Origin of the sequence: Hahella sp. CCB-MM4, assembly GCF_002260525.1 — a bacterium.
Taxonomy (GTDB): Bacteria; Pseudomonadota; Gammaproteobacteria; order Pseudomonadales; family Oleiphilaceae; genus Hahella.
The window spans coordinates 257,067-279,660 of the sequence record NZ_MRYI01000003.1 but is presented as its reverse complement, the minus strand read 5'-3'; the positions used below and the strand labels follow the sequence as shown (position 1 = coordinate 279,660).

Below are 22,594 nucleotides of genomic sequence, written 5' to 3'. Positions count from 1 at the left end.
CTTTCATCGGTTTATAGGTCGTGTTTTTCCGCATAATTTCCACGGCGGCTGGCGATTAACAGCTACGGCAGTTGGCGATTGATAACCACGACTGTAGTCGATTAATAGTCACGACTATTTTCGATTATTTAGTCATGACTGTCGTCGATTAAAAGCCATCACTTTGTTGACTAAGCGCCGCAATGCCGGCCGATGAACAAGTCATGGATTTAATAGGTAGGTGCCACTGCGGACTTTTGCTAGACTTGGTGTCCTTACAGAATAATAGCCCATTCAAGTGACCGCCGGTGACGGTGCCGAGGACTGGCATGCGCCGGGTTGCCCCACAAGGGCAGTGGCACTTGAAATGGGATATCCAATCAAAATTTTGGCAAAAGAGAATATCAGATGTCATACCATCGCATAGCGGACCTTCTGTCCAACAAAGTGGCCACCGGAACCAAGGTGGTGGTGAAAGGCTGGGTAAGATCCCGGCGTGATTCCAAGGCGGGCATGTCTTTCCTGCACGTACATGACGGGTCTTGTTTTGATCCGATTCAGGCGGTCATTGAAAATGACGTCCCCGGCTACAATGACAACGTCTTGCACCTGACAACAGGGTGTTCGGTGGTGCTCGAAGGCGAATTGGTGGAATCGCCGGCAGAAGGGCAGGCTTGTGAAATTAAAGCGACTTCCGTGGAAGTCGTGGGGTGGGTCGATGACCCTGAAACCTATCCTATCGCGAAAAAACGGCATACGCTGGAATTTCTAAGAGGCGTTGCTCACCTGCGTCCACGTACCAACGCCATCGGTGCGGTTACCCGGGTGAGAACCACTTTGTCCCATGCGGTACACGACTATTTTTACAAGCAGGGATTCCAGTGGATCAACACGCCGATTCTGACCGCCAGTGACTGTGAAGGGGCGGGTGAGCTGTTCCGCGTCAGTACGCTGGATTTTGCCAATCTGCCCAAGGGACCTGGGGGAGAAGTGGATTTCCAGGAGGATTTCTTCGGCAAGGAAACCTTTCTGACCGTATCCGGCCAGTTGAACGTTGAGTCCTACTGTCTCGCCATGTCCAAGGTATACACTTTTGGTCCGACATTCAGGGCGGAAAACTCCAACACCAGCCGCCACCTGGCTGAATTCTGGATGATCGAGCCGGAAATCGCCTTTGCGGACCTGAACGATGATGCGGATTTAGCGGAAGATTTTCTGAAATACCTGTTCAAAGTGGTATTGGATGAGCGGGCAGATGATATGGCTTTCTTTGCTCAGCGTATTAACCCTGAAGTGGTCAGTCGCCTGGAGCATATCGTCAACAAAGACTTCGTACGCATGGACTACGGTGAAGCGATCAAGATTCTGCAGGCATCAGGCCAGACTTTCGAATACCCGGTTACCTGGGGACTGGATCTGCAGTCGGAACACGAGCGCTACCTGGCAGAGAAACATGTGGGTTCGCCGGTGATCATCATGAACTATCCGAAGGATATCAAGGCGTTTTATATGCGTCTGAATCCGGATGAGACCACCGTGGCAGCAATGGATGTGCTGGCGCCGGGTATCGGCGAAATCATTGGAGGAAGCCAGCGCGAAGAGCGCCTGGACGTTCTTGATTACCGCCTGGAACAAATGGGTCATAAGGAAGAGCTGTGGTGGTACCGTGATCTGCGTCGCTACGGCACCGTTCCTCACGCAGGCTTTGGCTTGGGATTTGAGCGTCTTATTGCCTATGTCACGGGTATGGAAAACGTACGCGATGTGATTCCGTTCCCAAGAACGCCTAAGAGCGCACCTTTCTAAGCGCTATTGTCCTCAGGTTGAATTGGTCATGAGACTCTATTGGTCCCGGACTGAATTCATCCTGACACCGAGCGAACAGTGGTCGCACTGTTCGCTCTCCCTCCCTTGCTGGCCGATTCGGCTTCAAATCTGTCGGCAATCAAGTTCCCGTCATTTGTCTTGTTTGCTTGTCCATCGACCTGATGGTGCGGTCGGTAAGCTATCGTTGACCCTGCTGATATTCTGATACATCCTGTTCATTCCATCGTTAGACATACCGGCTGCGTGAATGAACATAAGATTTGAACGTGCAACGCCTGAAGATGCAGAGATTATCGCCACTATGGTGGTCCAACTGACTCGGGAAATCTGTGAGCGCACGGGCGAAAGACACTTTGATATTGATGTATCCGATACCAGAAATCGATGTGAGGAACTGCTCAAAGCCGGCCTTTATCTGGCGATTATTGGATATTGCGATCATCAGGCGGTCGCTCTCGCCACTGTATCAGAAACTTATGCCCTGTATGCCAAAGGTAAAATTGGGGTGGTGCAGGAGTTCTTTGTCGAAGCCGGGTACCGTTCCTCCGGCGTCGGGCAGCAATTATTGGAGCAGGTGTCGGTACTCGGAGAGCAGCGGGGGTGGGCATGTATTGAACTATGCACTCCACCCTTACCTGAGTTTGAGCGAACCCTGGCGTTTTATCAGAACAATGGTCTGACTCCGGTCGGTGGCCGGAAAATGCGGCGGAACTTTTACTGATCCTGATGCATCAAACCGTATCTGGCCTAAGCTCGCGAATGACACAATGAAGGCTCTCAATCTGAGGAAGCAATATGGAAAAGATCAGCGGAAGCTGCTTATGCGGAAAGATTACTTTTGAATTGGATAGAGACTTTAAGCAGTTTCACTTGTGTCACTGCACTCAGTGTCAGAAAACGTCGGGGAGTGCGCATGTCTCCAACCTGTTTACCCGTCCGGATAACATCTTCTGGTTGAGCGGAGAGGAATTGATCAGACGCTTCGATGTGCCGGGGCGTTCAATTACTAATGCCTATTGTGATCATTGTGGGTGTGCGGTGCCTTATGTCTCGAACAGCGGAAAGGCGTTGGTCGTTCCGGCGGGCTCGCTGGATGGCGATCCGGGAATGACACCTCAGGATCACATTTTTTGGGCTGAGCGGGCAGCATGGTATGAAGCCGGGATGGACGTTCCGCACTTTGATGGATTTCCTGAATAGACTACGTTCAATGTTCTCTCGGTGTATTCTCTCCAGCCGTTCTTGTAGAGACCTACCTCGGCGGCACAGTATGACGGTGGTCAGTCAAGGATGGTGCATCTAAGGATGTTGACTACGTTGGTAGATCCAGGGTGGCAGAATTAACGTGGAATGTATGACGATGGACAATCGTTTCCTGGCACGCCTGGTAGTGGCTTTTACCTTTTTCTACCATGGCCTGATTCCCAAAATCCTATTTTTAAGTCCTGTGGAAGTGGAGATGATTCAGGCCCATGGGCTCGGCATCGATGCAGTGACAGTGGCCGTTACCGGAGGGGTGTTGGAGATTTTCCTGGCATTGCTCATCCTCATATTCAGGCAGCATCTTTGGCCAATATGGGTGGCGATGATCATGTTGCTATTGCTACTGGTGGATGTTGCGATCTTTACTCCACATCTTTTAGTCGGCGCATTTAATCCGGTCACGACAAACGCCGCCATGATAGGTTTATGTATGGTCGTTTTGGGCAAGGCAAATAGAGAAAAGCAAAATCGAGGGAGTAAGGAAAGTAGGGAATCAAGATAGTAGGGAAGAAGAAAAGTAGTGAAGACCGAAGCTAATGATACTTATCCAACAGAGAGTCGTAAGTATGGTCTTCTTTCATCTGATCCAGCGCCTGCTTGATTTCTTTCATTCGTGCACGAAGCCCGGATTTTCTCGACAGTGCAATGTAGGAGGTTTCTCCAGGTACCGTGTAGGGAGAGGCGGTAAAACTCAGCCCCAGCTCTTTCTGCAAGGCGACAGCCAGCAGCTCTGGGATAACCACGGTGTCAACTCTGTTATACGCCAGCATTCTTAACAGGGTGGCGTAGTTGTTTCCCTCCACTTTCTGCAATTGCTCATCTTTGTCAAAACGTAAGAAGTACGCACTGCCTCTCAAGGTTCCAATGATTTTGCCATAGAGATCTTCATAGCTATGAATCTGCTCTTTAGGATCGTTCACTAAAAACAGCTTTCTTTCCGGGGGAAAGGCAGGTATCGAGTAGTCCATGAATACTTCCCGTTCCGGCCGGCGCATCGGACCCAGCATGATGTCCGCCTGGCCGTACCGCATCATATGAAGCGCTCTGGGAAAGGGGACCTCTTCATAGATGACTTGCCATTGAAGCCGCTCGGCGAGTGCATTAAAGATATCGATATAGAGACCACTGACCCTGGTGCCGTCAATGATCCGATAGGGAGGGGCATTATTGACCGCGACAGTGACATGAATGGACGAAGAATCATCATTTTCGTTCTCAGCCGGAGCGCAGAATGAAACTGAGAGGAAAAATAAGATCCAGAAAGTAGTTTTGATAACCCGGAATAGATCATGGCAAAAGCCGCCAGGATTTGCGGAAGAGCCTATGGCGTGACGTCTCGATGCCTTTAAAAGCCTGTGAATGATAGGAGTAAACAAAGAATCACCATCCTTAGCTGGCCGAAAAGATAAGGCTACCCTTTAAAAAGATAATAGATCGGTGCAACGACTTTTGCACTTGGAATATAGAAAGATTATTTCCCGGTCTGTCCGTAGAGAATTTCGGTAACAGATGAGGGTTTTGCCGGGGTCAGTCCCTGACGCAGGAGAATATCCTGAAGCTCTCCACGCAGATACATTGACGCCAAAGCCTCATTGAAGCGATTGACTAGTTGCTTGGGCGTGGAGCTTTTAACAAATCCGATATAGTACAATAGCTTACGGTCACTATAAGCATAACGGACATTGGTCAGTGCCAGCTGGCTGCTGGTGTATATACCCACACTTTTATTTGAATAGACTGCCTGAATACGGTTGGCGTTGAGCTTCCGAAACCCATCGAGATCGTCTGCGGCCATCTCCAGCGTCAGACTGCCGAGAGACTGGGCTATCTGCGACAACGCACGGGATGTATTGGATGGACCATACACCCCAACCCGGAAATTGGCGAAATCTTCAAGGCGTTGATAGTTCTTTTGATCGCTGAGGGGAACAAAAAAGCCGTATTCTGTCGCGACAATGGGGCCCGAGAAATATAACCAACTTTCCCTTTCCGGGTTTCTGCCCACCACAAACAGTCCGTTAACGGCGCCGTCCTGGGCAAGCTGGAGTGTCCGTCTCCAGGGGAAAAGCTGGATGCGGCAATTGATGGCCTGTTCGTCACAGGCCTTGTTGACAATATCCACCACCGGTCCCCGCACTCCAGCGGGGGAATCCATATGAAATGGGCCGAAGTCCTGTGTGGTAAAAGTGAGCTGATCCATTCCCTGCGTGGCGCTGCTGATCAGAAAAATCGAAATCGTAAGTGCAAGGAATTTCATAATAGGACTCCACATCCCGATATGGGATGAACTAAAGCTATGAAGAAGCTGTCATTAGCCGACCGATTCGGACCAGGTTATTGGGTATCAGCTTCCATGGGGGAGTCGATCTGGTATTTCGCCAGTATTTTTTGTGCCTCGCCGGATCTATAGAGGGTTTTCAAGGTTTTATTAAAGTCATTGATGATTCGGCGGCTGGTGTGATGTTTGACGAACCCGATGTAATAGTTGAGGGTCTTATGACGCCAGGCATAGCGCACATTGGAAATCTTAAGCTGCTTCAGGATCTCCAATCCCACATCACGATTGGAATAGACGGCTTCAACTTTTCCGTCACTGAGCATCTGGAACGAAATCAGGTCGTCAGGTGCCATGCTGATTTTAAGAGATGGCACCGCTTTTTGAATTTTCTCCAGGGACTTGGAAGTATTGGATGGCCCGAACACCCCAACGATGTGGTCTGCGAAGCTGGTCAGTGTTGTATAGGCTTTAGTGTTGCTTTCCTGCACGAAAAAACCGTACTGAGTGTTGATGATGGGAAGCGAATAATGAAGCCACTCACTTCTCTTTTCGTTCCAGCCGATAACAAATAGTCCGTCGACTTTTTTGTCCTTAGCCTCCTGTTGGGCTTGTCCCCAGTTCATTAGATTGATGGAGCAATCGAATCCTGCCGACTGACATATCAGTTCAACGAGCTCTGCTCCAGGACCGGCCACTATGTCATCCTGCTGATAAGTAAATGGCCGGAAATCCTGAGTGTTGAAAGTCAGGCTGGCAGCATTGGTGATGGGGTAGAAAATTGATAGTGCGAAAAACAGGCCTAGCGATGAAGTTTTCATGATTATCTCCGGGTAATGTTATTTTTTAGGTTTCCCGTGAGACGCCAAAGGTGAGTTACAACCTTGATCGACTCAGCGGAAGCACTGCAACCCTTAGACCAAAGTCGAAATGTTGATAAAAAATATATAAAAAACAAATGGATAAAATTAATTTGAGAGAGAGGGAAATAGAGGAAATGTGTGGAATTTCACCCATCGAGGTATGGCAGGTGAGCGGATTTCCACACAGTCCCAGTCCCTTTTCCTGAGGCTGGATTGACGTGATTGATCTGGTAAAATCCGGCTGACAGTCCCTAAAAATAGGCCCGATGATGAGAATTGGTGTGCTGGCCCGGAAAGCAAAGTGTGATGTGGAAACCGTTCGCTATTATGAGCGTATTGGTTTGCTGGACGAACCCGCCCGGCTCGAATCGGGTTATCGGGACTACCGGCAGAATCATCTGGATACCCTGCATTTTATTCGTCACTGCCGGGCGCTGGAATTGCCGTTGAAAGACATTGAAATGCTATTGCATTACCAGAGCCATCCGGATTTGAAATGCGATGAGGTTAATCAGAGCATTGATCATCATATAGAAAGCATTGAGCACAAGATCGCATCATTAATGTCTCTCAAAAACCGGTTGAAAACGCTCCGAAGTCGTTGTGACAGTGAAAGGGAGGCCGGTCAGTGCTGTATTTTGCAGGATCTCGATCACCCTGTGGTGGAAGGCGATTGTGGCTGTCATGGGGAGGGGGAGCCCCGGAAAGAGACGTCCCCTGATTGATCAGTTATTTCTTGGATCTGGCTCAGGTATGGCAGGCCTTGTCTGAACAGCCATGAGCTTCACCGTGCTTTGCTTCACGCAGAATTCCGACGGCTGAATGGATTACGACGATGGCGATAATGCCGCCAATGGCCCAGTCCGGCCAGGCCTGATCGAATTGGTTCACCAGCCCTGCCGCCACGATGACTCCGATATTGGCCAGCATATCATTGCGGGAACAGATCCAGGCGGCCCGGATATTGATATCTCCCTGTCGCTGGCTGTAGAGCATGACAAAGCAGAACACATTCACCGCCAGTGCCGCCAGTGCCACCGACAACATGATACTTTCGTTCGGAGAGCTTCCTGTCCAGATACGCCGGACGATTTCTATCAATACCCCGATTCCCAATGTCAGCTGAAACAAGCCGTTCAGCCGCGCCGCGGTAATCTTGACGGATGCGGCTCTTCCTACAGCATAGAGACTGATTGCGTAGACCGCAGCATCTGCCAGCATATCAAGGGAGTCTGCCAACAACCCGGTGGATTGGGCCAGAAGGCCTGCCACCAGTTCTACGACGAACATTCCCCCGTTGAGTATTAATACTAGCCAGAGCAGTCGGCGCTGCCTGTCCTGTTTTGCGTCCATCTCGCAGCAACCTGCCATGATTTCGTTCCTCTATGTTGGATGGTTCATGGAAGGAATTAAAAACCCTGTAGTGACTACAGGGTCAAGGGGCTAATTAAAAAATGGATGTGAAGAGCATCCCTGCTACTAATTCCTGGCTTTCCTAGTGTCTTTGGTGCCTGGCAATAGCACGCAGGAGACGATATGCCCCGATCATTACTGTCGGCTCATCCGGATGAATGCCATCTCCGCGGTGGTCAAAATATTTCCAGGTTTTTACCAGCACTGCGTCGGGAAGTTCATTGCGGATTCTTGAGGCATACAACTGACCGAAGGCATCAAACTGTTCGTTCGTCATGGCCCAAATCAATCCGGACACTTGGGCAAATAGTGGCAGGTCGAGATCTCTGGCTTTGGGATACATGGAATACACAGGTGTCATTCCAAGGTCGAGAACTTCCTGTCCGACGGCAATCAGGCGGTCAACGGCTTCATTCATTTCGGCGAAGGAGCAGGGGCCTGTCAGCGTCTGCTTAATACCGAATGAATCGGAGTGCAGGCAATCATTACCGATGCTGATAATGACGTAGTCCGCGTTATAGCCGGTAGGTCCGTTACTGTCGAATGTGGCGACACGACGTAAGCCTCTTTGCAGTTGTGTCGAGTAGCTGTCCCAGGTGGACTCACCACATACGGGGTTACAGCTTATCCGGCTGAACGTGGTGGCGCCGGCCTGGCCTTCATTGCGGACTTTGGCCCCGAGGCGGGTCAGTGCCGTGCCAAGGTCAATATAGTCACCGGAACCTACCGAGAGACCTTGAAGCGGTCCCTGCAGATCCTGATGCAGCGGAGTATTGGCATTGGCATAAGATCCGCCGATTAGGATGAGCGGTTTGTCGGGTAAGAAGGAATGATCGTATGCAAAAGCATTGCTGACGAAGATGGATGCGATTAGTACAACGATGGATTGGATAAAGATGGTCTTCCGATTCACTTAGTGTTCTCCCTGTTGATGGTATAAGTGACTGCAACCAAAAGATTTCAGTTCAGTTAGATATGCCGGTGAGAAGAAGCCGACGGGCTGTTTAGAATTTTCCGGTTCACAACTTCGTTACTCACCTGCCTGCCGGTTAAAATGCAGACAGATTAGTAATAGTACACATGTCGGCTATCTGGCATAGGTAGTAACCCTTATTTCTTGTAAAATAATGATAAAATGTTCTGTCACGCTATCGCTGTATTGAACTGGCGGCGAAATTGGACTAGCAGAAAATGACTCTCATAGAGAAATTAAGCAAATATAGGAATTACACAAGTAAGGGAGTTACACAAATAATGCAGTTACATAAATAAAGGAATTACATAAATAGAGGAGTTACATAAATAAAGGAGCTACACGGCTATTGCACTGCAGTGGAAACCGCAGTCACGAAGGGAAATATCAGTGGCAGGTTGCCCGGCTATCTGAAATAGTGGTTCTGTAAAGCAGACAACATGACTTTCAGTTCGTTGGAAATTTCTTTGACCTTGACCGAGTCAACACATTGAATCAGAGCGTACTCGAGGCAGGACTGTACCAGCTCAGAAATGAGTCTGCACACCAGTAAGCGGCGTTCAGGTGGAAGACGGCGCCGGGGATCAACGTGGTTAGCCAGAATCTCTGCGACTCTGGCATTGGAATTATCCACGATGTCCCGAAGTTCAGGGATAGCTTTGATGGCCTGAAACAGGGGCATCAGCCCTGGGGCCTGTCGATAGGCATCAAACACCATATCCACCAGTGTCATCCAATCGATATTGGATCTTGAGGCCTGCTCAATGGCTTGGCCGAGTTCCTCATCGATGGCGTTGATGGACTGTTCCGCCAGCGTTTTTAACACCTGATTCTTGTTCGGAAAGTAGTGATACAGCGTGCCAATGGGTAATTCGCAGTTGGCCGCAATATCGCTCATGGTGATCGCGTCGGCTCCGTGCTCAACCAGCAGAGCTGCGGTCGTGCTGAGAATTAGATCTATTTTGGCCTGGGACCGGCTTTGTTTGGGCACAACTCGCACGCTGGATTCTTTCTCCTGCTGTAAGGTAGTTCAATGAGACTACTGAATCTGTCGTTGTTGGACAAGCTATCTAACGAATTGTTATAGCAAGGATTCCTTCTCTGTGATCCGGTCCTAAAAACGATCTCTGCTAAACCTGAGTATCACTCGAAATAAAACTGACTTTGTGATTGTGGTCACAATAAGTGCTTAAAAAGTCGCCTAATCTTTTAACGTCGTTCAGCAAATAAATGGATCTGCTGTCCATGGAAAGGTTGACCGGCATCATCAGCTGTAAATAAACAAAAACAACAACGTGAGGCTGTTATGAGACTGATACGACTCAAAGACGCGACCTTCGGGCCGCTGCTATGGATACTCTTGCTGGCTGTAACGGGCTGGCAGCAGGCGTCGGCCGCGCCTGGTGATGTAGTAAACCTGGAGCCGGGACCGGACCTTCCTTATCGCCTGCAAGAGGCATTTATCACGGTAAAACCCGGGACCACCATCAACCTGCCAGCCGGTAGCTACCATTTTGATGACGAACTGGTACTGAATACCTCGCATGTCACTTTAAAAGGGCAGGGGATGGATAAAACCATTCTCAGCTTCAAGAATCAGCCCAGTGGTGCTCAGGGGGTTCTGGTAGTGGCTGATGCTTTCACCGCGGAAGATCTGGCAATAGAAGATACTGCCGGTGATGGTTTGAGGATAGAAGGTGCCGACGGTATTGTTATACGCCGGGTCAGGGTGGAGTGGACCAACGGACCTGATGAAACCAATGGAGCCTATGGTTTGTATCCGGTGCTTAGCCAGAATGTGCTGGTGGAAGACAGCATTGTTCGTGGCGCTTCTGATGCCGGCATTTATGTCGGGCAGTCCGCTGATGTCGTGGTTCGTCGGAATCTGGCGGAATACAACGTTGCCGGGATTGAAATCGAAAACACCCAGCGTGCGGATGTTTATGAAAATACTGCCACGCATAACACCGGCGGTATCCTGGTATTTGATCTTCCCGGCCTGTCCCAGGCAGGATCTCATTCCCGGGTATTCAATAACACGGTCGTCGACAACAACACCTCTAACTTTGCGCCGGCGGGGAACATTGTAGGGAATGTGCCATCAGGTACCGGGGTGATGGTGATGGCGACCGATGATGTTGAGATTTATAACAACAAAGTTATCGGAAATAAGACTGTTGGAGCGACCGTGGTAAGCTATGTTGCTATCGCGCTGTTGAATGATCTTCCGTTGCCACCCGGCTACGATCCATTCCCGGAACGGGTGACGATCAGGGACAATAAGATCAGCCGTCCAAGATTTCCCTATTATGACGGCACTGACTTCAACACCCTCAATAATATTCTCCATCTCACCAGCTTCAAGCCGGTTTCCGATATCAGTGTCGACGGCATCACCGCTGCCGGGCCGGAGTTTGCGTCTCTGTGCATCACCAACAATAAGACGAAACTGGGTTTTCCTTCTCTGTTCGGCAATCTGCAGTTGATGAATACGGATACCTGGTTGTATAAATTTTTTGGTCTTCCCGGGGGACCGGTACTGACGGATCTGGGGCCCTATCAATGTCAGAATGTCTCTTTACCTCCGGTTGAGTTGGGCGACTTTCCACCGGTCCCGGATGACGATGGTGATGAATACACTCCGGAAGAAGTTGAAGCACTGTGTGGTGCGGATACGGATGGCGTTAACTTTGATGCCCACGTGGTGAACTGCCCTGAACTACAAAGTTACCACCTGTTCGCCAATCAAGCAGATCCCACCCGAGACGCTAATAATGGCTTCCATTATGATCTGACCAGCCCGCTGTTCAGCGATTATGCCAATAAGTATCGTTTTATATTCCTCCCGGAAGGCACTCCTGCTGAGTACCAGGGTGCCGGACTGCTTGGCTTCCCGGTCGGCACCATCATTGCGAAGACATTTGCCATGCCTTTGGTAGCAGAACAGCCTGGAAGCCCGGAGACTGTTGTTGAAACCCGGTTGCTGATTCGCAGAGAAGCCGGTTGGGTCGGACTACCATATATCTGGGACAGACAAACCGGTGTGGCGCATCTTGCTCTTGGTGGTGGGAGTGAAACTTTCGAAATTACCACGCCGGAGGGTGAAGTGATGACTTCCAGCTACCGGGTGCCCAATGCCAATCAGTGTAAGAGCTGTCATGCCAACGGCGGCCTTCTGTTGCCTATCGGTCCCAAAGCTAGGCTGATGAATAAAGTCTATGCTTTCGCCGATGAGATGGGGTTACCCGATGGCGGTAATCAGCTGGATCTGATGGCACAGCTGCAGATGTTGCACAGTGCTCCTGATTCAGCAGAAATCCCCCGGACACCCACCTGGAACGACCCTGGTGACGGAACGCTGCAGGCCAGGGCGAAAGCGTACCTGGACATCAACTGTGCACATTGCCACAGCGCCGGCGGCAGAGCTTATGCCACCGGACTGTTGCTTAATGAAGAGCAGCCGGTGAACAGTACCTATGGCGTATGTAAGAGTCCTGTTGCAGCCGGGCGGGGTTCTGGTGGTTATTCCTTTGATATTGCGCCGGGGAATCCGGACGAATCCATCCTGGTATATCGCATGGAATCCAATGATCCGGCTATCCGTATGCCGGAGCTTGGGCGCAGCATTCACCATCAAGGGGGAATCGATGTAGTCAGGGAATGGATCAGTACTTTGACGGAGGTATGTCAGCCACCCGGCGTGCAGTTGCAGTAGGCGATGTAAATTCAATGACTCAACCATATAGAGCACCCGATCATGTTGAGAATCATGATAGGTAAATAGAAAAAAGGGCCGGTGATGATGCCGGCCCTTTTCTTGATGACTCGTTATGACGAGAGAAGTGCAATTCTATCTACCTGCAGAGCCTGTCCTAGAAGAGACCAAAAGCTTTGGCGACGGCTACGACAGCGGTTACCAATGCAGCCCCACCCAGCACAATGCCACCGCTGTTGGAACTTGATGACTTGGTAGGCGCAAGATTCTGTTCTTCCAGATCACTGATTTTGGTGACCAACTCGATATTGCTCTGTTCAACAGCTTCGAGTTTGGCAGCCATATCCGTAAATTCCTGCTGCTTCTCTTCTGTTTGCTCACGCAGGGCCTTGGCGATTTGCTGGACGAGCTCCTGCCCCTGTTTGCTGATCTGAACCCGCAACATTTCCTCGACGGTACCTTCAATCATCGTTTCCAGCTTCGGATTGCTGATGATATCGCCAATATCGGCTTTGGCTGCCGCGGATTGGGCAACATTCTGAATATCAGCCCGTGCCTTGTTGATTTGTTCCTTAAAGTCTGCGAGCCGGTCTTCCAGATTGACATCAACTGCCGCAGTCGCAGTGTGGGTGGCAATATCGGAAATATCTGCCCGGATCCGTTCTATCAGGTTGTCCAGATCGGGTTCGCCAGGGATAGGCTTGGCTTTAAGCTCTGCTTCCTTGATGGACTCACTTAACTGATCATCCAAGTCTTTACGGGATTCACTGACGGCCTCGTCAATGGTGACAGACAGCCGTTTCTCCAGGTTTCTGATTTCTTCCTCAAGCAGCGGCGTAATGGCCTCTTCCACTTCCTGAACCACTTTTGACGTGATTTCCCGGCTGTCCGGCTTTTCCTGAGAGTTTTCCAACGCAGTTTTGAAATCAGCCAGGGCAGAGGCAATACGTTCTTGGATGATGCCTTCCATACCGCCCTCTATGTCTGAGCGCAGGGAATCTGCCTGTGGGAGTTCGTTGCGAATGCCGCTTAGCTGCTGGCCAAGCGAATCCAGTTGCGACTGGAAAGATTCAAACTGTTCTGTGGCAGGCTCGGAAGCACTGTCTTTAACCGACTCCTTAAGCGCAATCATGGCATCCTGAAGTCCGGCAATGCTGGATTCTGATGAACTCAGGCGGGACTCAAAGGCATCGAAAGAGGGCAGATCTGTCTTTTTGTGCTCCAAGGCTACCAGACGATCAATGACCTCCTTGAGATCGATGGAAGGATGCGCGGGCTCATGGCCGGCCGATTGCTGGGCAGGTTGAGGTGCCGCAGGTTCTTCGTGGGCCGTATTATTTATATTAGCCGCGTTTACACTAGCAGCAGGCTCATGTATCCGATGGCTGACGAGATTTTCGCCGGATTGGGCTGCGGCCAGCACGATGGATAACTGGTCAGGTTGCGGTGGTTTCGACAGGGTGCCTGAAGCTCCTATGCCTCTGGCCTGTTCATCGTAGTTATCAACCCCTTCCTTACCTGTACACATGATCACAGGGATGTGGGCAGTGCTGGGGTTGGCCTTGATTTTTTTAGTGGCCTCAAATCCATCCAATTCTGGCATCAGATGATCCATGAATATGATATCCGGCATGGTACTCTCCAGCATTTCAATAGCCTGGACACCGGACTCAGCCAGTTCTACCTGCAAATTATGTTTTTGCAGCAGTCTTTGCAGGGTAATGCGGGCGAGTTTTGAATCATCCACCACCAATGCAGTTTGAAGCGACATTCAGCAACCTTCTATGTTATCGACCTAATTCCACAAATAAATCTAGCACAATCTGGAAACTTGCCTGCTTGAAAACTGTTTCCGGGCAGTTATTTTTTGTGATCAAAGTCACCTGATGTATACGATTCTTCGTAAACAGGAGTGTTTGTTCTGTTGGATGCCCCGGAAATTGCTGGTGGTTTAACCAAATGGTCTTTTTTTGGTCACAAAAACGTCATTCGGTAAACCTAGCATCGCGTACTAACCCCTGAGGAGAAGCGGGATGCAAACATCCTACCGAGCAGTATTCATATCCGATGTCCACCTCGGAACCCCAGCCTGCCAAGCTCACCACCTGTTGGACTTCCTGGAAAAAGTTGACACTCCGAAGCTGTATCTGGTGGGGGATATCGTCGATTTGCAGGAAATGAGGCGGAAAGCCCATTTTCCGGAAGTTCACCGACAGATCATCAGTACTGTTATGCGTAAGGCCAGGGAAGGAACAGAGGTCATCTATATCCCCGGAAACCACGACGCCTTTTTCCGCCAGATGTCAGGGCAGGTTTTTGCAGGTATTAAGATCAAACTCAATACCACTCATAAGACCTGTGATGGCAGGACTTTTCATGTCAGTCATGGGGATGAATTCGATCAAATGGTGAAGCTCAGCCCGCTGCTTCTAGCCATTGGAGACCGTGCCCATAGTCTGATGCTGAAACTTAACGGCTGGGTCAATGGTCTGCGCCGCATGGTAGGACTGCCGTACTGGTCATTTGCGGGATACCTGAAAAGCCATCTGGGCAAGGCCCAGCAGTTTATCGAACGATTCGAGCTAGCAGCGCTGAAGGCCGCCAGCGGGCGCACGGTGGACGGCTTTATCTGTGGGCATATTCACTTTGCTTCATTTCGCCTGAAAAACGGCAAGCTTTATTGTAACGATGGCGATTGGGTAGAGCACTGTACCGCTCTGGTGGAGAATCATCAGGGAGAGCTAAATATTATCCATTGGTCCGAACAGCCCCGCTGGATTGCTTCTGAGCCGAAGGAGTCTCTGGCCTGGGAAGGCGAGCCTGTGGCATCGGAATAACGTTGGGGCTGTGGCGTAAGAATCATCGTGAATTTGTCACGTCGGACTGACATGGGGCGGATTTGAAACACCTGAATAAGTCGAGCTTGTATGTGACCTTTTATAGGATTTGAACCTTCTGCGCTGGACTGTTGTCAAACAGGCAGCGTATAGATAGATTGACCGGGGTTTCCCTATAAGGTGCTGTTATGAGCTTGCTTAATGACTGGATGCAATTCAAAAAAGTGATACCTACTCCTGAAAAAGCGCTTCCCGGGCGTGAAGAGCCCCTGGAAGTGAATCCTGAGCACTATGTGTCAGGTAAGAGCTTTGTTGGCCCCTTTCCCGAGCACACTGAGATTGCCGTATTTGCTCTGGGGTGTTTCTGGGGAGCTGAGCGCCTGTTCTGGCAGCAACCCGGAGTCTATGTGACGGCGGTAGGCTATACGGGGGGATATACACCCAATCCCACCTATGAAGAAGTCTGTTCAGGTCTTACCGGTCACGCAGAAGCTGTGCTGGTGGTATACGACCCTGCCAGAGTGGATTATCAGACCCTGCTGAAGCTTTTCTGGGAAAATCACAATCCCACACAGGGAATGAGACAGGGGAACGATGTCGGTACCCAATACCGATCAGTGATCTACACCAATAATGCAGATCAGAAAGAGGCAGCAGAAGCCTCGCTCAAACAATTCCAGGAAGCGTTGGATTCCAGGCAGGTGGGGCAGATCACCACCGATATCTCCCCGCTGGGAACTTTTTATTATGCCGAGACATATCACCAGCAGTATCTTGCGAAAAATCCTAATGGATACTGTGGGTTGGCCGGTGTCGGCGTGTGCTTGCAGAGCTGATTCTATTTGCATAAAAAATTGAGCAAAGAACCGGTGCATTAAGCACTGATGCCTTAAAAAATAAATCTTAAGATAAAAAAAAGCCCCTGGGGAAAGGGGCCTAAGTCCACTCTAGCTCCAAGAGTAGCGAGGGTTAAGGGGCAATTTACATCTTACGGCTTACTTTGGTTGAGTTTCCTCATTACTTGCTTCCGGCGTTTTTTCCGAAAGCCGTTTCAGGCCTGATTCCAGTGTATCGATCATGGCCAGAAGCCTGGGTTTGATTTCCCGCGAATAAGTCTTTTCTGCCTGCATCCTGGCATACGCCGACATCATATGCAGGTTCCAGTTGGCGCGTTCTCTCAAGTCATAGGTTGATGTATCGAGATTCAGTGTCAGCTGCCTGAGCGTAGGGTTTTTCTGGCGTAGCCTGGTAAGAATCGCGGTGAGGCTTTTATCTTCATTATTCAGGTCTGCCCCCATGCTGTTGAGCAGCTTTTTCCCTTCGCATTCCAGCCGTGCCCAGCTGCTTGATAACTGTGCCTGCAGCCTTCCTTTGGCTTCATTCAGTTGCTCGAGCTGAGAATTTACCTTGCTTTGAGTCATGGTTGTTCCAGTCACTTTGGTCAAGCTTTCGTTAACAGGGTTAAGCTGATACTAGAAATAATTTTTAGAATATTCATCCTAATTTGAGTGGTGGATGATCGCCTTCGTGCTGCCATCTAAAACTTCTTTTTAATGGAAATTCGTAGACAGCAGGGTAGGGCCGACTATGCTTCATATATAGACGATGTATTTATTCCCTAGGTTCTCAGGGGAGGTCAGGGCGACCAGTTTATTTGGCGTAGTGAACGTCAGTGGATCAAGGTGAAGCGATGTTGCTTGACCCATTAAAAAGTAGACTCATGGTTGTTATGCCCAACAATGAAAACTTTGTCTCTCTGGTTTAAGTTCGGCGCATCACTGGCCTTCAGTATCATTTCAATGGCGATATTGCTGGCAGTGGTTGTCCTGACCAAGCTGCTGCCCGCGGTCGAAGATCTTGAGGGGCAGCGGGCAAGAATAGAAGTGGACCGGATTACCGGGGCAATCTTCTATGAACTTGAAACACTGAATCAGATTAATCTGGACTGGTCTGCCTGGGATGACAGTTATCAGTTCGTTCTCAACCGTGATCCCTCCTTTATCAATTCCAATCTCAATGACGAATCTCTGGCCAATCTTGGATTGCATGCGGTGATTTACTATCGTCCTGACGGTGAGATTGTGTGGGGGAAAACCTGGGATTTCGATGCCGGATTGGATATGCATATCGAGGAACTTCCCCTGGATAAGGCCCCGGTACCCGGGTTCATACTGTCTCTGGCGTTGAGTTCAGGGACAGACAAAGACGCGGGCTATACGGGGCTGCTGCAGACCCAATACGGATTGATGTTGATCACGCTGAAGCCCGTATTGCATTCTGACTTGAGCGGACCGCCTGCGGGAGGGCTATTGCTGGGACGACTGATTACCGGTTCAGTGTTGATGAAGTTGCAGCAGGCGGCAGGAGTTCCATTTGACCTGTATATGCTGGGGAATCCCGAACAACGGATGATGCACCAGAGTGTGGTGGCAAAAATCACCAATGAATTTCCCATATATGTCAAAAAGGCTTCTGCAACCAAACTTCTTTGTTATGCACTGTTGCCGGACCTCTACAGTGATCTTGCCATTCTGCTGGAAGTGAATATTTCCCGTGAGTTTTTCCGGCTGGTCTCCAACGCATTTACCGAATTCAGCTTTTATATGGGGGCGGCCATTGTCCTTGTCATGCTGGTGTTTGCGTTTCTCATATATAGCTTCGTTATTGCGCCATTGGCGGATTTGAAGAACTACGTCCTGTGGGTGAAAAATCTGCCGGATGATGAGGCACTGAGGGCTCCGCGCCTGAATCAGGATGAAATTGGCATTATCGGTGACATGTTTTACCGGCTGGTGGGGCAAATGCGTGATCAAAGTGCCCAATTAAGGGATTTATCCCTGACAGATCCTCTGACGGGGCTGGCAAACCGCCGGGCATTTGACCAATACATGACAGAACAATGGAAATTCTGTGTCAGCAGAAGCTGTCCTTTGTCCATTATCGTCTGTGACGTGGACTCATTTAAGAAATATAACGATAACTACGGGCATGCGATGGGGGACTCTGTGCTGAAAGAGGTCGCTTGTGCGTTATCCAAATCGGCCAATAAGCGTTACGACCTGACTGCCCGTTACGGTGGTGAGGAATTTATCATTGTTCTCCCCAGCACGACCTATGAGCAGGGGATGGCGGTTGCGGAGCGAATGTGTGAATCGGTGCGCGACCTGCAGATACCACATCATTACGCTTCCCATTCGAAATGGGTCACGATCAGTTGTGGAGTGACAGGGGGAATTCCTGGAGAGGAGGATAGTCCTGATGACTGGATTGCCTGGGCGGACCAGGCCATGTATATGGCGAAAAACCGCGGGCGTGATCAGGCTGCCAGAGTCCGCCCATCCAACGGAATGGCTCCGGCGGACGCCTGAGGACTGCGCTGCGATTCTGACAGGACACCAAAAGATCTAGGCTGTATAAATTACGTACTATTACGAATTCATCCTGAAGCGCCTGGAGATAAAATCACTGTCCCGATTTTTTAGTTGTATAAGCAGGATATAAAAGTCGTCATGGTTAAAAGATTTGCTTCTTACGGTGCTATGGATGCTTACCTGGCTGCTTGTTCAGCGGTACTGGTTAAGTGCTGGCCCGATGCCAACGGTGAGTGGGTAGCGGAATTCAAGGCCTGATACGCACTGAAAGGCACCAATTAAAAGAAAAGCCAGCTCAATTGAGCTGGCTTTTCTTTTATTAATAACCGCTAGTTTGATAACCTTTGTGACAAATCTAATGTGATGTTTTAACGCATTGTCGCCAGGGGTAGCCATCCATCTTCATGTGGAGAACCAAACATAGCGGTTTTACGATTCGTTTTTGCTTGCTGATCATGCTGGCGGGACTGCTCCCGCCCTTGATTACAGAGGCCCGGTCTGAACAGGGTTCCCCGAATTCTGAATCCTCCAATACACTGATGTTGTACAACTGGCCCGACTATATGCCAGTTGAGCTGACCTACAAGTTCCACGAGCAGACAGGAATCAGAATCGATTTTCACTATTTCACTTCCGATGAAGGTAAGCAGGCCCTGCTGGCCCAAACCGGCGGAAAAGGGCTGGATTTGATTATCGGCTCTGGTGCCAGTATGCGGGATTACATTGCTCCGCAATGGATTGCCCACCTGAAAGAGACAGATCTCCCCAACCATTCCCGCATTTCGCCCAGGTGGCTAAAGTTTGTTCCTGAGTTGGAAGACTATGCTGTTCCATTGCTGTGGGGGACGATAGGTATCGCCTACAGGCCCGATTTGCTGGACAAGGAGCCCAGGTCCTGGAATGACTTTTTTCACCCCAATCCGGATCTTTGGCAGCACATCATGATGATCAACGATTCTGTTGATGTCTTTGGTATGGCGCAGAAATCCCTTGGTTTGTCATTGAATCCGACATCCTTGCAGGATCTTGATGCGGCCTATCGTGTATTAATAGGGCAAAAAAGCTTTGTCTTGAGCTATGCTTATCCAAGACTGGATGAATCTTCGGAACTACTGCACGGACGAATTGCCATGGCTATGGTGTATAGCGGGGATGCGCTTACGTTGCAGAATATCGATAAGCGGATTAAATATGTTCACCCGGAAGAAGGAACCAACCTCTGGGTGGATTATATTGCTGTGGCCAAGGCTTCCCGACAGCCCGACAAAGCCCTTCAGTTTATTAATTTCCTATTAGAGCCTGAAAATGCTGCTTTGATGGCGGAGTCATTGAACTATGCCTCGACGGTTCGAGGTGTTGAGCAATATCAAAGCAGAGAACATCGGGAAAATCAGATCATTTATCCTCCCGCAGATGTAATGGAAAAAGCGGAGTCCTACATTCCGGTCAGTCCGGACCTGGTGCGGCATCGCAATCAGTTGTTTCTTGAGTTGACTAAGTAATATGTTTGGACCTTTGGCATCAAAAATTAATCTCAGGCTGAAAATTTTTTTGGTGGTATTGCCGCTGATTACCCTGCCTTTGATTGCCGTAGGGACCATGTCCTATTTGTATATGCGTGAGAACAGCCTGCGCATACTGGAAAACCAGATGGAACTGGCTTTGCGAAGTCTTAGCTCCGAACTTTCCAGGGAATTGGCAACGGCCCGCGCAAACCTGGATCTGTTTGCCACCAACGAGGTGATTGCGCGTTATCTTGCGCTTCCCGAATCCACCAGATACCGGGTAATGCAACCGGCAGTTCTGGGGATTCTGAGTGATTACCGCCGGGCCTTTCCCCAATATACGGAAATCGGCATTTACCTGCCGGATGGGAGAGCCGATACCCTGGTGGTGGACGAATTCGCCAGTCCGAGCAATAAAGAGGATTTTCATAAGCGGTTGATCTCTGAAAGTCCGAAATTCATGGACAAGCTCTACTTTGACAGCAGCTCTGGCGGTTATATTGACTATGTTATTGCCCAGAGAATCCTGGCACCTGAGCAGGATACGCCGGGTACCGGCACCGGAGTTTCCCGGTATAAGGGATATCTGGTGCTGGTGTTACGTATTCCCAATATCAACAACCGGCTGGCAGCGACACTGGATTTGCCGGAAGGCCTGGTGGCACTGACCAGCTCTACCGGTGATCCGTATTTTTCCACCCTGGTGTTGGATGACAAGATGCGGTCCCTGGTCAGTCAGGTGGTGAATTCCGGGATTGGCCGACTGCGCAGTATCAATATTGGCCAGGATTACTATCTTGGAGGCTTTTACCGGGTGACGGATCAGCTTCTGGCCACCGGCATTATTACCCAGGAGGTTATCAGTCGGGTGGTCAACCCGATCGTCTGGGGGATCGGTTGGAGCGTCGTCGGGGTTATTGTGGTAGCCTTCCTGCTGATTTATTCCAGCTTGAACGGCATGTTAGTAACGCCATTGATGCGGCTAAAGAACCAACTGCTGGATTTTCGTGCCGGTAGAGAAATGATATTGACCGACGACCGGCAGGACGAATTCGGGGAGCTTCATTCGCTGGTGAATGATCTGGCCGAATCCCAGCGTCTGGTGCGTAGCAAAATCAAGGAGATGACCTATTTTGACCCGTTGACCGGTCTTCCCAATCGGCAGGCATTTACTCTGATTCTTGATAAAGCCGTCAGCCTCGCGGGTCGACAGGATCAGGTATTCGGGGTGCTGTATATCGATCTGAACGGGTTTAAGGATATCAATCTGCAGTATGGAAACTCTGTCGGGGACGAGCTGGTCAAAGAGGCCTCTAAACGCATATTGTCCTGCCTTCGCCTGTCGGATGAGGTTTCCAGGCAGGTCTTGTCTGAAGATGGTGTCACAGATCAGGTTCTGGTTCGCACCGGCGGAGATGAATTCAGTGTTTTGTTACGTGATATCAAGAAAGCCCATCAGGCGTCGGTTGTGGCCTCCCGCATCATCGAGCAGTTTCAAAGAGCCTTCGATGTCAAAGGTATCTCAATATCCATCAATATCAGTATCGGTATTTCAATATATCCGCTGGACGGTCAGTCTCCCGATCTGCTGATGAAGAGTGCAGATCTGGCAATGTACGATGCCAAGCAGTTACCGGGGAATCGTTATCGTTTCTTTACCCATGCATTGAATGCGTCATCTGAAAAACGTCTGGTGATAGAAAAAGAGCTTAAACGGGCTATCCAGAATGATCAGTTCATGGTGTATATGCAGCCGAAGGTCTCTCTAGGAAACGGCATGGCGTCTGAGTTTGAAGCCATGTTGCGATGGAATCATCCTGAGCACGGGATCATGACCCAGGAACAGTTCTTCAGCGTGGCGGAGGAGATCGGCCAGCGGGTCAAGCTGGATGAATTGGCGGTGGATCTTATGGGGCAGGCCTGCAAAAAACTCAACGGCCGGTATGCTGAGCCGGTAAGAGTTTCATTTAACTTTTCGTTGAAACAATTGTGTTCCGGCAATCTGATTCAACAGATTGATAATTGCATGGACAGATATGAGCTCAACGGCCAGTTGCTGGAAGTTGAAATCAGCGAAAGTGCGATACGGGAGTATCCGGAGGAATCAAGTCTCCTGGAGCTCTTCAAGGAGTTTCAGAGTAGGGGAATAAAAGTCACTTTGGATGATTTCGGCAGGGATGATATTTCCCTGACCATGATAAGAAAATATCCCTTTGACCGGATCAAGGTCGCTTCCTCAATGGTAAGGGAGATTGAATATGACTCCCGTAATGAAAGAATCGCCGAATCAACGATGAAACTTGCCCACAGTCTAGGTATTGAAGTGGTGGTCATGGGCATCGAAAAAAGTACAAGTATGCTGATGATGAAGCGTTTCGGCGCAGACTATGCGCAGGGAGGGTATCTACAGTCGCCGGTATCGCCTGAGCAGCTACGTACAGACTTCCGCGCTGATATTTTCAATACCGCAGCACCTATTATGACGACTGATTTGTAGCCTATCGTCACTCCCGTTCTCGGGTTTGCGGTGTCTTCTAAACTCTTACAGTCTATTGCCACTAACACTGGCCTGT

The 22,594-nt window shown here is 49.8% G+C and carries 19 protein-coding genes; 11 read left to right on the top strand and 8 right to left on the bottom strand.

Annotated elements, in window-relative coordinates; all coding sequences use genetic code 11:
- Positions 1–387 precede the first annotated feature (387 nt).
- From asnS to BTA51_RS08385, 4 genes are all read left to right on the top strand, one after another.
- On the top strand, positions 388–1,785 hold the full coding sequence (gene asnS / locus BTA51_RS08400; protein ID WP_094706993.1) for an asparagine--tRNA ligase: 1,398 nt from the start codon (positions 388–390) through the stop codon (positions 1,783–1,785).
- Positions 1,786–2,053: 268 nt separating this feature from the next.
- Positions 2,054–2,527: a GNAT family N-acetyltransferase gene (locus BTA51_RS08395; protein ID WP_094706992.1), complete on the top strand. Its 474-nt coding sequence runs from the start codon at positions 2,054–2,056 to the stop codon at positions 2,525–2,527.
- A gap of 74 nt (positions 2,528–2,601) precedes the next feature.
- Positions 2,602–3,006, top strand: a complete 405-nt coding sequence (locus BTA51_RS08390) for a GFA family protein (RefSeq protein ID WP_094706991.1) — start codon at positions 2,602–2,604, stop codon at positions 3,004–3,006.
- Positions 3,007–3,166: 160 nt separating this feature from the next.
- The gene (locus BTA51_RS08385) at positions 3,167–3,571 is read left to right on the top strand and encodes a DoxX-like family protein (RefSeq protein ID WP_094706990.1); all 405 of its coding nucleotides are present in this window, start codon (positions 3,167–3,169) and stop codon (positions 3,569–3,571) included.
- A gap of 31 nt (positions 3,572–3,602) precedes the next feature.
- On the opposite strand, the gene BTA51_RS08380 is transcribed toward BTA51_RS08385, so the two are convergent.
- The 3 genes from BTA51_RS08380 to BTA51_RS08370 all read right to left on the bottom strand — a co-directional run bounded on the left by BTA51_RS08380 (position 3,603) and on the right by BTA51_RS08370 (position 6,165).
- A complete protein-coding gene (locus tag BTA51_RS08380) occupies positions 3,603–4,445 on the bottom strand; it encodes an ABC transporter substrate-binding protein (protein WP_094706989.1) in 843 nt (280 codons plus the stop codon).
- A gap of 95 nt (positions 4,446–4,540) precedes the next feature.
- Positions 4,541–5,326 (bottom strand): ABC transporter substrate-binding protein, encoded by a 786-nt coding sequence (locus tag BTA51_RS08375; protein WP_094706988.1) that lies wholly within the window; start codon positions 5,324–5,326, stop codon positions 4,541–4,543.
- A gap of 77 nt (positions 5,327–5,403) precedes the next feature.
- Positions 5,404–6,165 carry an ABC transporter substrate-binding protein gene (locus BTA51_RS08370; protein WP_094706987.1) on the bottom strand — a complete coding sequence of 254 codons (762 nt, stop codon included), beginning with the start codon at positions 6,163–6,165 and terminating at the stop codon, positions 5,404–5,406.
- A gap of 308 nt (positions 6,166–6,473) precedes the next feature.
- Here BTA51_RS08370 and BTA51_RS08365 point away from each other — a divergent pair, with 308 nt between their 5' ends.
- Complete coding sequence (locus BTA51_RS08365) at positions 6,474–6,932, top strand: MerR family transcriptional regulator (protein WP_246840975.1); 459 nt, start codon at positions 6,474–6,476, stop codon at positions 6,930–6,932.
- Positions 6,933–6,954: 22 nt separating this feature from the next.
- Here BTA51_RS08365 and BTA51_RS08360 read toward each other — a convergent pair whose 3' ends face one another.
- The 3 genes from BTA51_RS08360 to BTA51_RS08350 form a co-directional block, all read right to left on the bottom strand.
- Complete coding sequence (locus BTA51_RS08360; RefSeq protein WP_246840974.1) at positions 6,955–7,560, bottom strand: cation diffusion facilitator family transporter; 606 nt, start codon at positions 7,558–7,560, stop codon at positions 6,955–6,957.
- A gap of 142 nt (positions 7,561–7,702) precedes the next feature.
- On the bottom strand, positions 7,703–8,533 hold the full coding sequence (locus BTA51_RS08355; RefSeq protein WP_246840973.1) for an SGNH/GDSL hydrolase family protein: 831 nt from the start codon (positions 8,531–8,533) through the stop codon (positions 7,703–7,705).
- A gap of 466 nt (positions 8,534–8,999) precedes the next feature.
- Positions 9,000–9,593, bottom strand: a complete 594-nt coding sequence (locus BTA51_RS08350; protein WP_094706985.1) for a TetR/AcrR family transcriptional regulator — start codon at positions 9,591–9,593, stop codon at positions 9,000–9,002.
- 306 nt (positions 9,594–9,899) lie between these two features.
- Between BTA51_RS08350 and BTA51_RS08345 the strand changes: the two genes are divergently transcribed.
- Complete coding sequence (locus tag BTA51_RS08345) at positions 9,900–12,308, top strand: parallel beta-helix domain-containing protein (RefSeq protein ID WP_094706984.1); 2,409 nt, start codon at positions 9,900–9,902, stop codon at positions 12,306–12,308.
- A 157-nt stretch (positions 12,309–12,465) separates the two neighbouring features.
- Here BTA51_RS08345 and BTA51_RS08340 read toward each other — a convergent pair whose 3' ends face one another.
- A complete protein-coding gene (locus BTA51_RS08340; protein ID WP_094706983.1) occupies positions 12,466–14,079 on the bottom strand; it encodes a response regulator in 1,614 nt (537 codons plus the stop codon).
- Positions 14,080–14,341: 262 nt separating this feature from the next.
- Between BTA51_RS08340 and BTA51_RS08335 the strand changes: the two genes are divergently transcribed.
- The gene (locus BTA51_RS08335) at positions 14,342–15,145 is read left to right on the top strand and encodes a UDP-2,3-diacylglucosamine diphosphatase (protein WP_094706982.1); all 804 of its coding nucleotides are present in this window, start codon (positions 14,342–14,344) and stop codon (positions 15,143–15,145) included.
- Between the two features lie 188 nt (positions 15,146–15,333).
- A complete protein-coding gene (gene msrA / locus BTA51_RS08330; RefSeq protein ID WP_094706981.1) occupies positions 15,334–15,981 on the top strand; it encodes a peptide-methionine (S)-S-oxide reductase MsrA in 648 nt (215 codons plus the stop codon).
- A gap of 159 nt (positions 15,982–16,140) precedes the next feature.
- Here the strand turns inward: msrA and BTA51_RS08325 are convergent, their stop codons facing one another.
- Positions 16,141–16,566: a hypothetical protein gene (locus tag BTA51_RS08325; RefSeq protein WP_094706980.1), complete on the bottom strand. Its 426-nt coding sequence runs from the start codon at positions 16,564–16,566 to the stop codon at positions 16,141–16,143.
- A gap of 318 nt (positions 16,567–16,884) precedes the next feature.
- Here BTA51_RS08325 and BTA51_RS08320 point away from each other — a divergent pair, with 318 nt between their 5' ends.
- The 3 genes from BTA51_RS08320 (at position 16,885) to BTA51_RS08310 (ending at position 22,518) form a co-directional block, all read left to right on the top strand.
- Complete coding sequence (locus tag BTA51_RS08320) at positions 16,885–18,513, top strand: diguanylate cyclase domain-containing protein (protein ID WP_094706979.1); 1,629 nt, start codon at positions 16,885–16,887, stop codon at positions 18,511–18,513.
- Positions 18,514–18,920: 407 nt separating this feature from the next.
- On the top strand, positions 18,921–20,018 hold the full coding sequence (locus BTA51_RS08315; protein ID WP_246840972.1) for a spermidine/putrescine ABC transporter substrate-binding protein: 1,098 nt from the start codon (positions 18,921–18,923) through the stop codon (positions 20,016–20,018).
- A 1-nt stretch (position 20,019) separates the two neighbouring features.
- Entirely contained in the window at positions 20,020–22,518 is a 2,499-nt protein-coding gene (locus tag BTA51_RS08310) for an EAL domain-containing protein (RefSeq protein WP_094706978.1), read from the top strand.
- Positions 22,519–22,594 lie beyond the last annotated feature (76 nt).

Bases quoted from the DNA above. Each gene is read 5' to 3' on its own strand.
- BTA51_RS08315 (WP_246840972.1), top strand. From the start codon at position 18,921: ATGTGGAGAACCAAACATAGCGGTTTTACGATTCGTTTTTGCTTGCTG.
- asnS (WP_094706993.1), top strand. From the start codon at position 388: ATGTCATACCATCGCATAGCGGACCTTCTGTCCAACAAAGTGGCCACC.
- BTA51_RS08335 (WP_094706982.1), top strand. From the start codon at position 14,342: ATGCAAACATCCTACCGAGCAGTATTCATATCCGATGTCCACCTCGGA.
- BTA51_RS08340 (WP_094706983.1), bottom strand. From the start codon at position 14,079: ATGTCGCTTCAAACTGCATTGGTGGTGGATGATTCAAAACTCGCCCGC.
- BTA51_RS08390 (WP_094706991.1), top strand. From the start codon at position 2,602: ATGGAAAAGATCAGCGGAAGCTGCTTATGCGGAAAGATTACTTTTGAA.
- BTA51_RS08320 (WP_094706979.1), top strand. From the start codon at position 16,885: ATGAAAACTTTGTCTCTCTGGTTTAAGTTCGGCGCATCACTGGCCTTC.
- msrA (WP_094706981.1), top strand. From the start codon at position 15,334: ATGAGCTTGCTTAATGACTGGATGCAATTCAAAAAAGTGATACCTACT.
- BTA51_RS08325 (WP_094706980.1), bottom strand. From the start codon at position 16,566: ATGACTCAAAGCAAGGTAAATTCTCAGCTCGAGCAACTGAATGAAGCC.
- BTA51_RS08375 (WP_094706988.1), bottom strand. From the start codon at position 5,326: ATGAAATTCCTTGCACTTACGATTTCGATTTTTCTGATCAGCAGCGCC.
- BTA51_RS08345 (WP_094706984.1), top strand. From the start codon at position 9,900: ATGAGACTGATACGACTCAAAGACGCGACCTTCGGGCCGCTGCTATGG.
- BTA51_RS08395 (WP_094706992.1), top strand. From the start codon at position 2,054: ATGAACATAAGATTTGAACGTGCAACGCCTGAAGATGCAGAGATTATC.
- BTA51_RS08365 (WP_246840975.1), top strand. From the start codon at position 6,474: ATGATGAGAATTGGTGTGCTGGCCCGGAAAGCAAAGTGTGATGTGGAA.
- BTA51_RS08370 (WP_094706987.1), bottom strand. From the start codon at position 6,165: ATGAAAACTTCATCGCTAGGCCTGTTTTTCGCACTATCAATTTTCTAC.
- BTA51_RS08360 (WP_246840974.1), bottom strand. From the start codon at position 7,560: ATGGACGCAAAACAGGACAGGCAGCGCCGACTGCTCTGGCTAGTATTA.
- BTA51_RS08310 (WP_094706978.1), top strand. From the start codon at position 20,020: ATGTTTGGACCTTTGGCATCAAAAATTAATCTCAGGCTGAAAATTTTT.
- BTA51_RS08385 (WP_094706990.1), top strand. From the start codon at position 3,167: ATGGACAATCGTTTCCTGGCACGCCTGGTAGTGGCTTTTACCTTTTTC.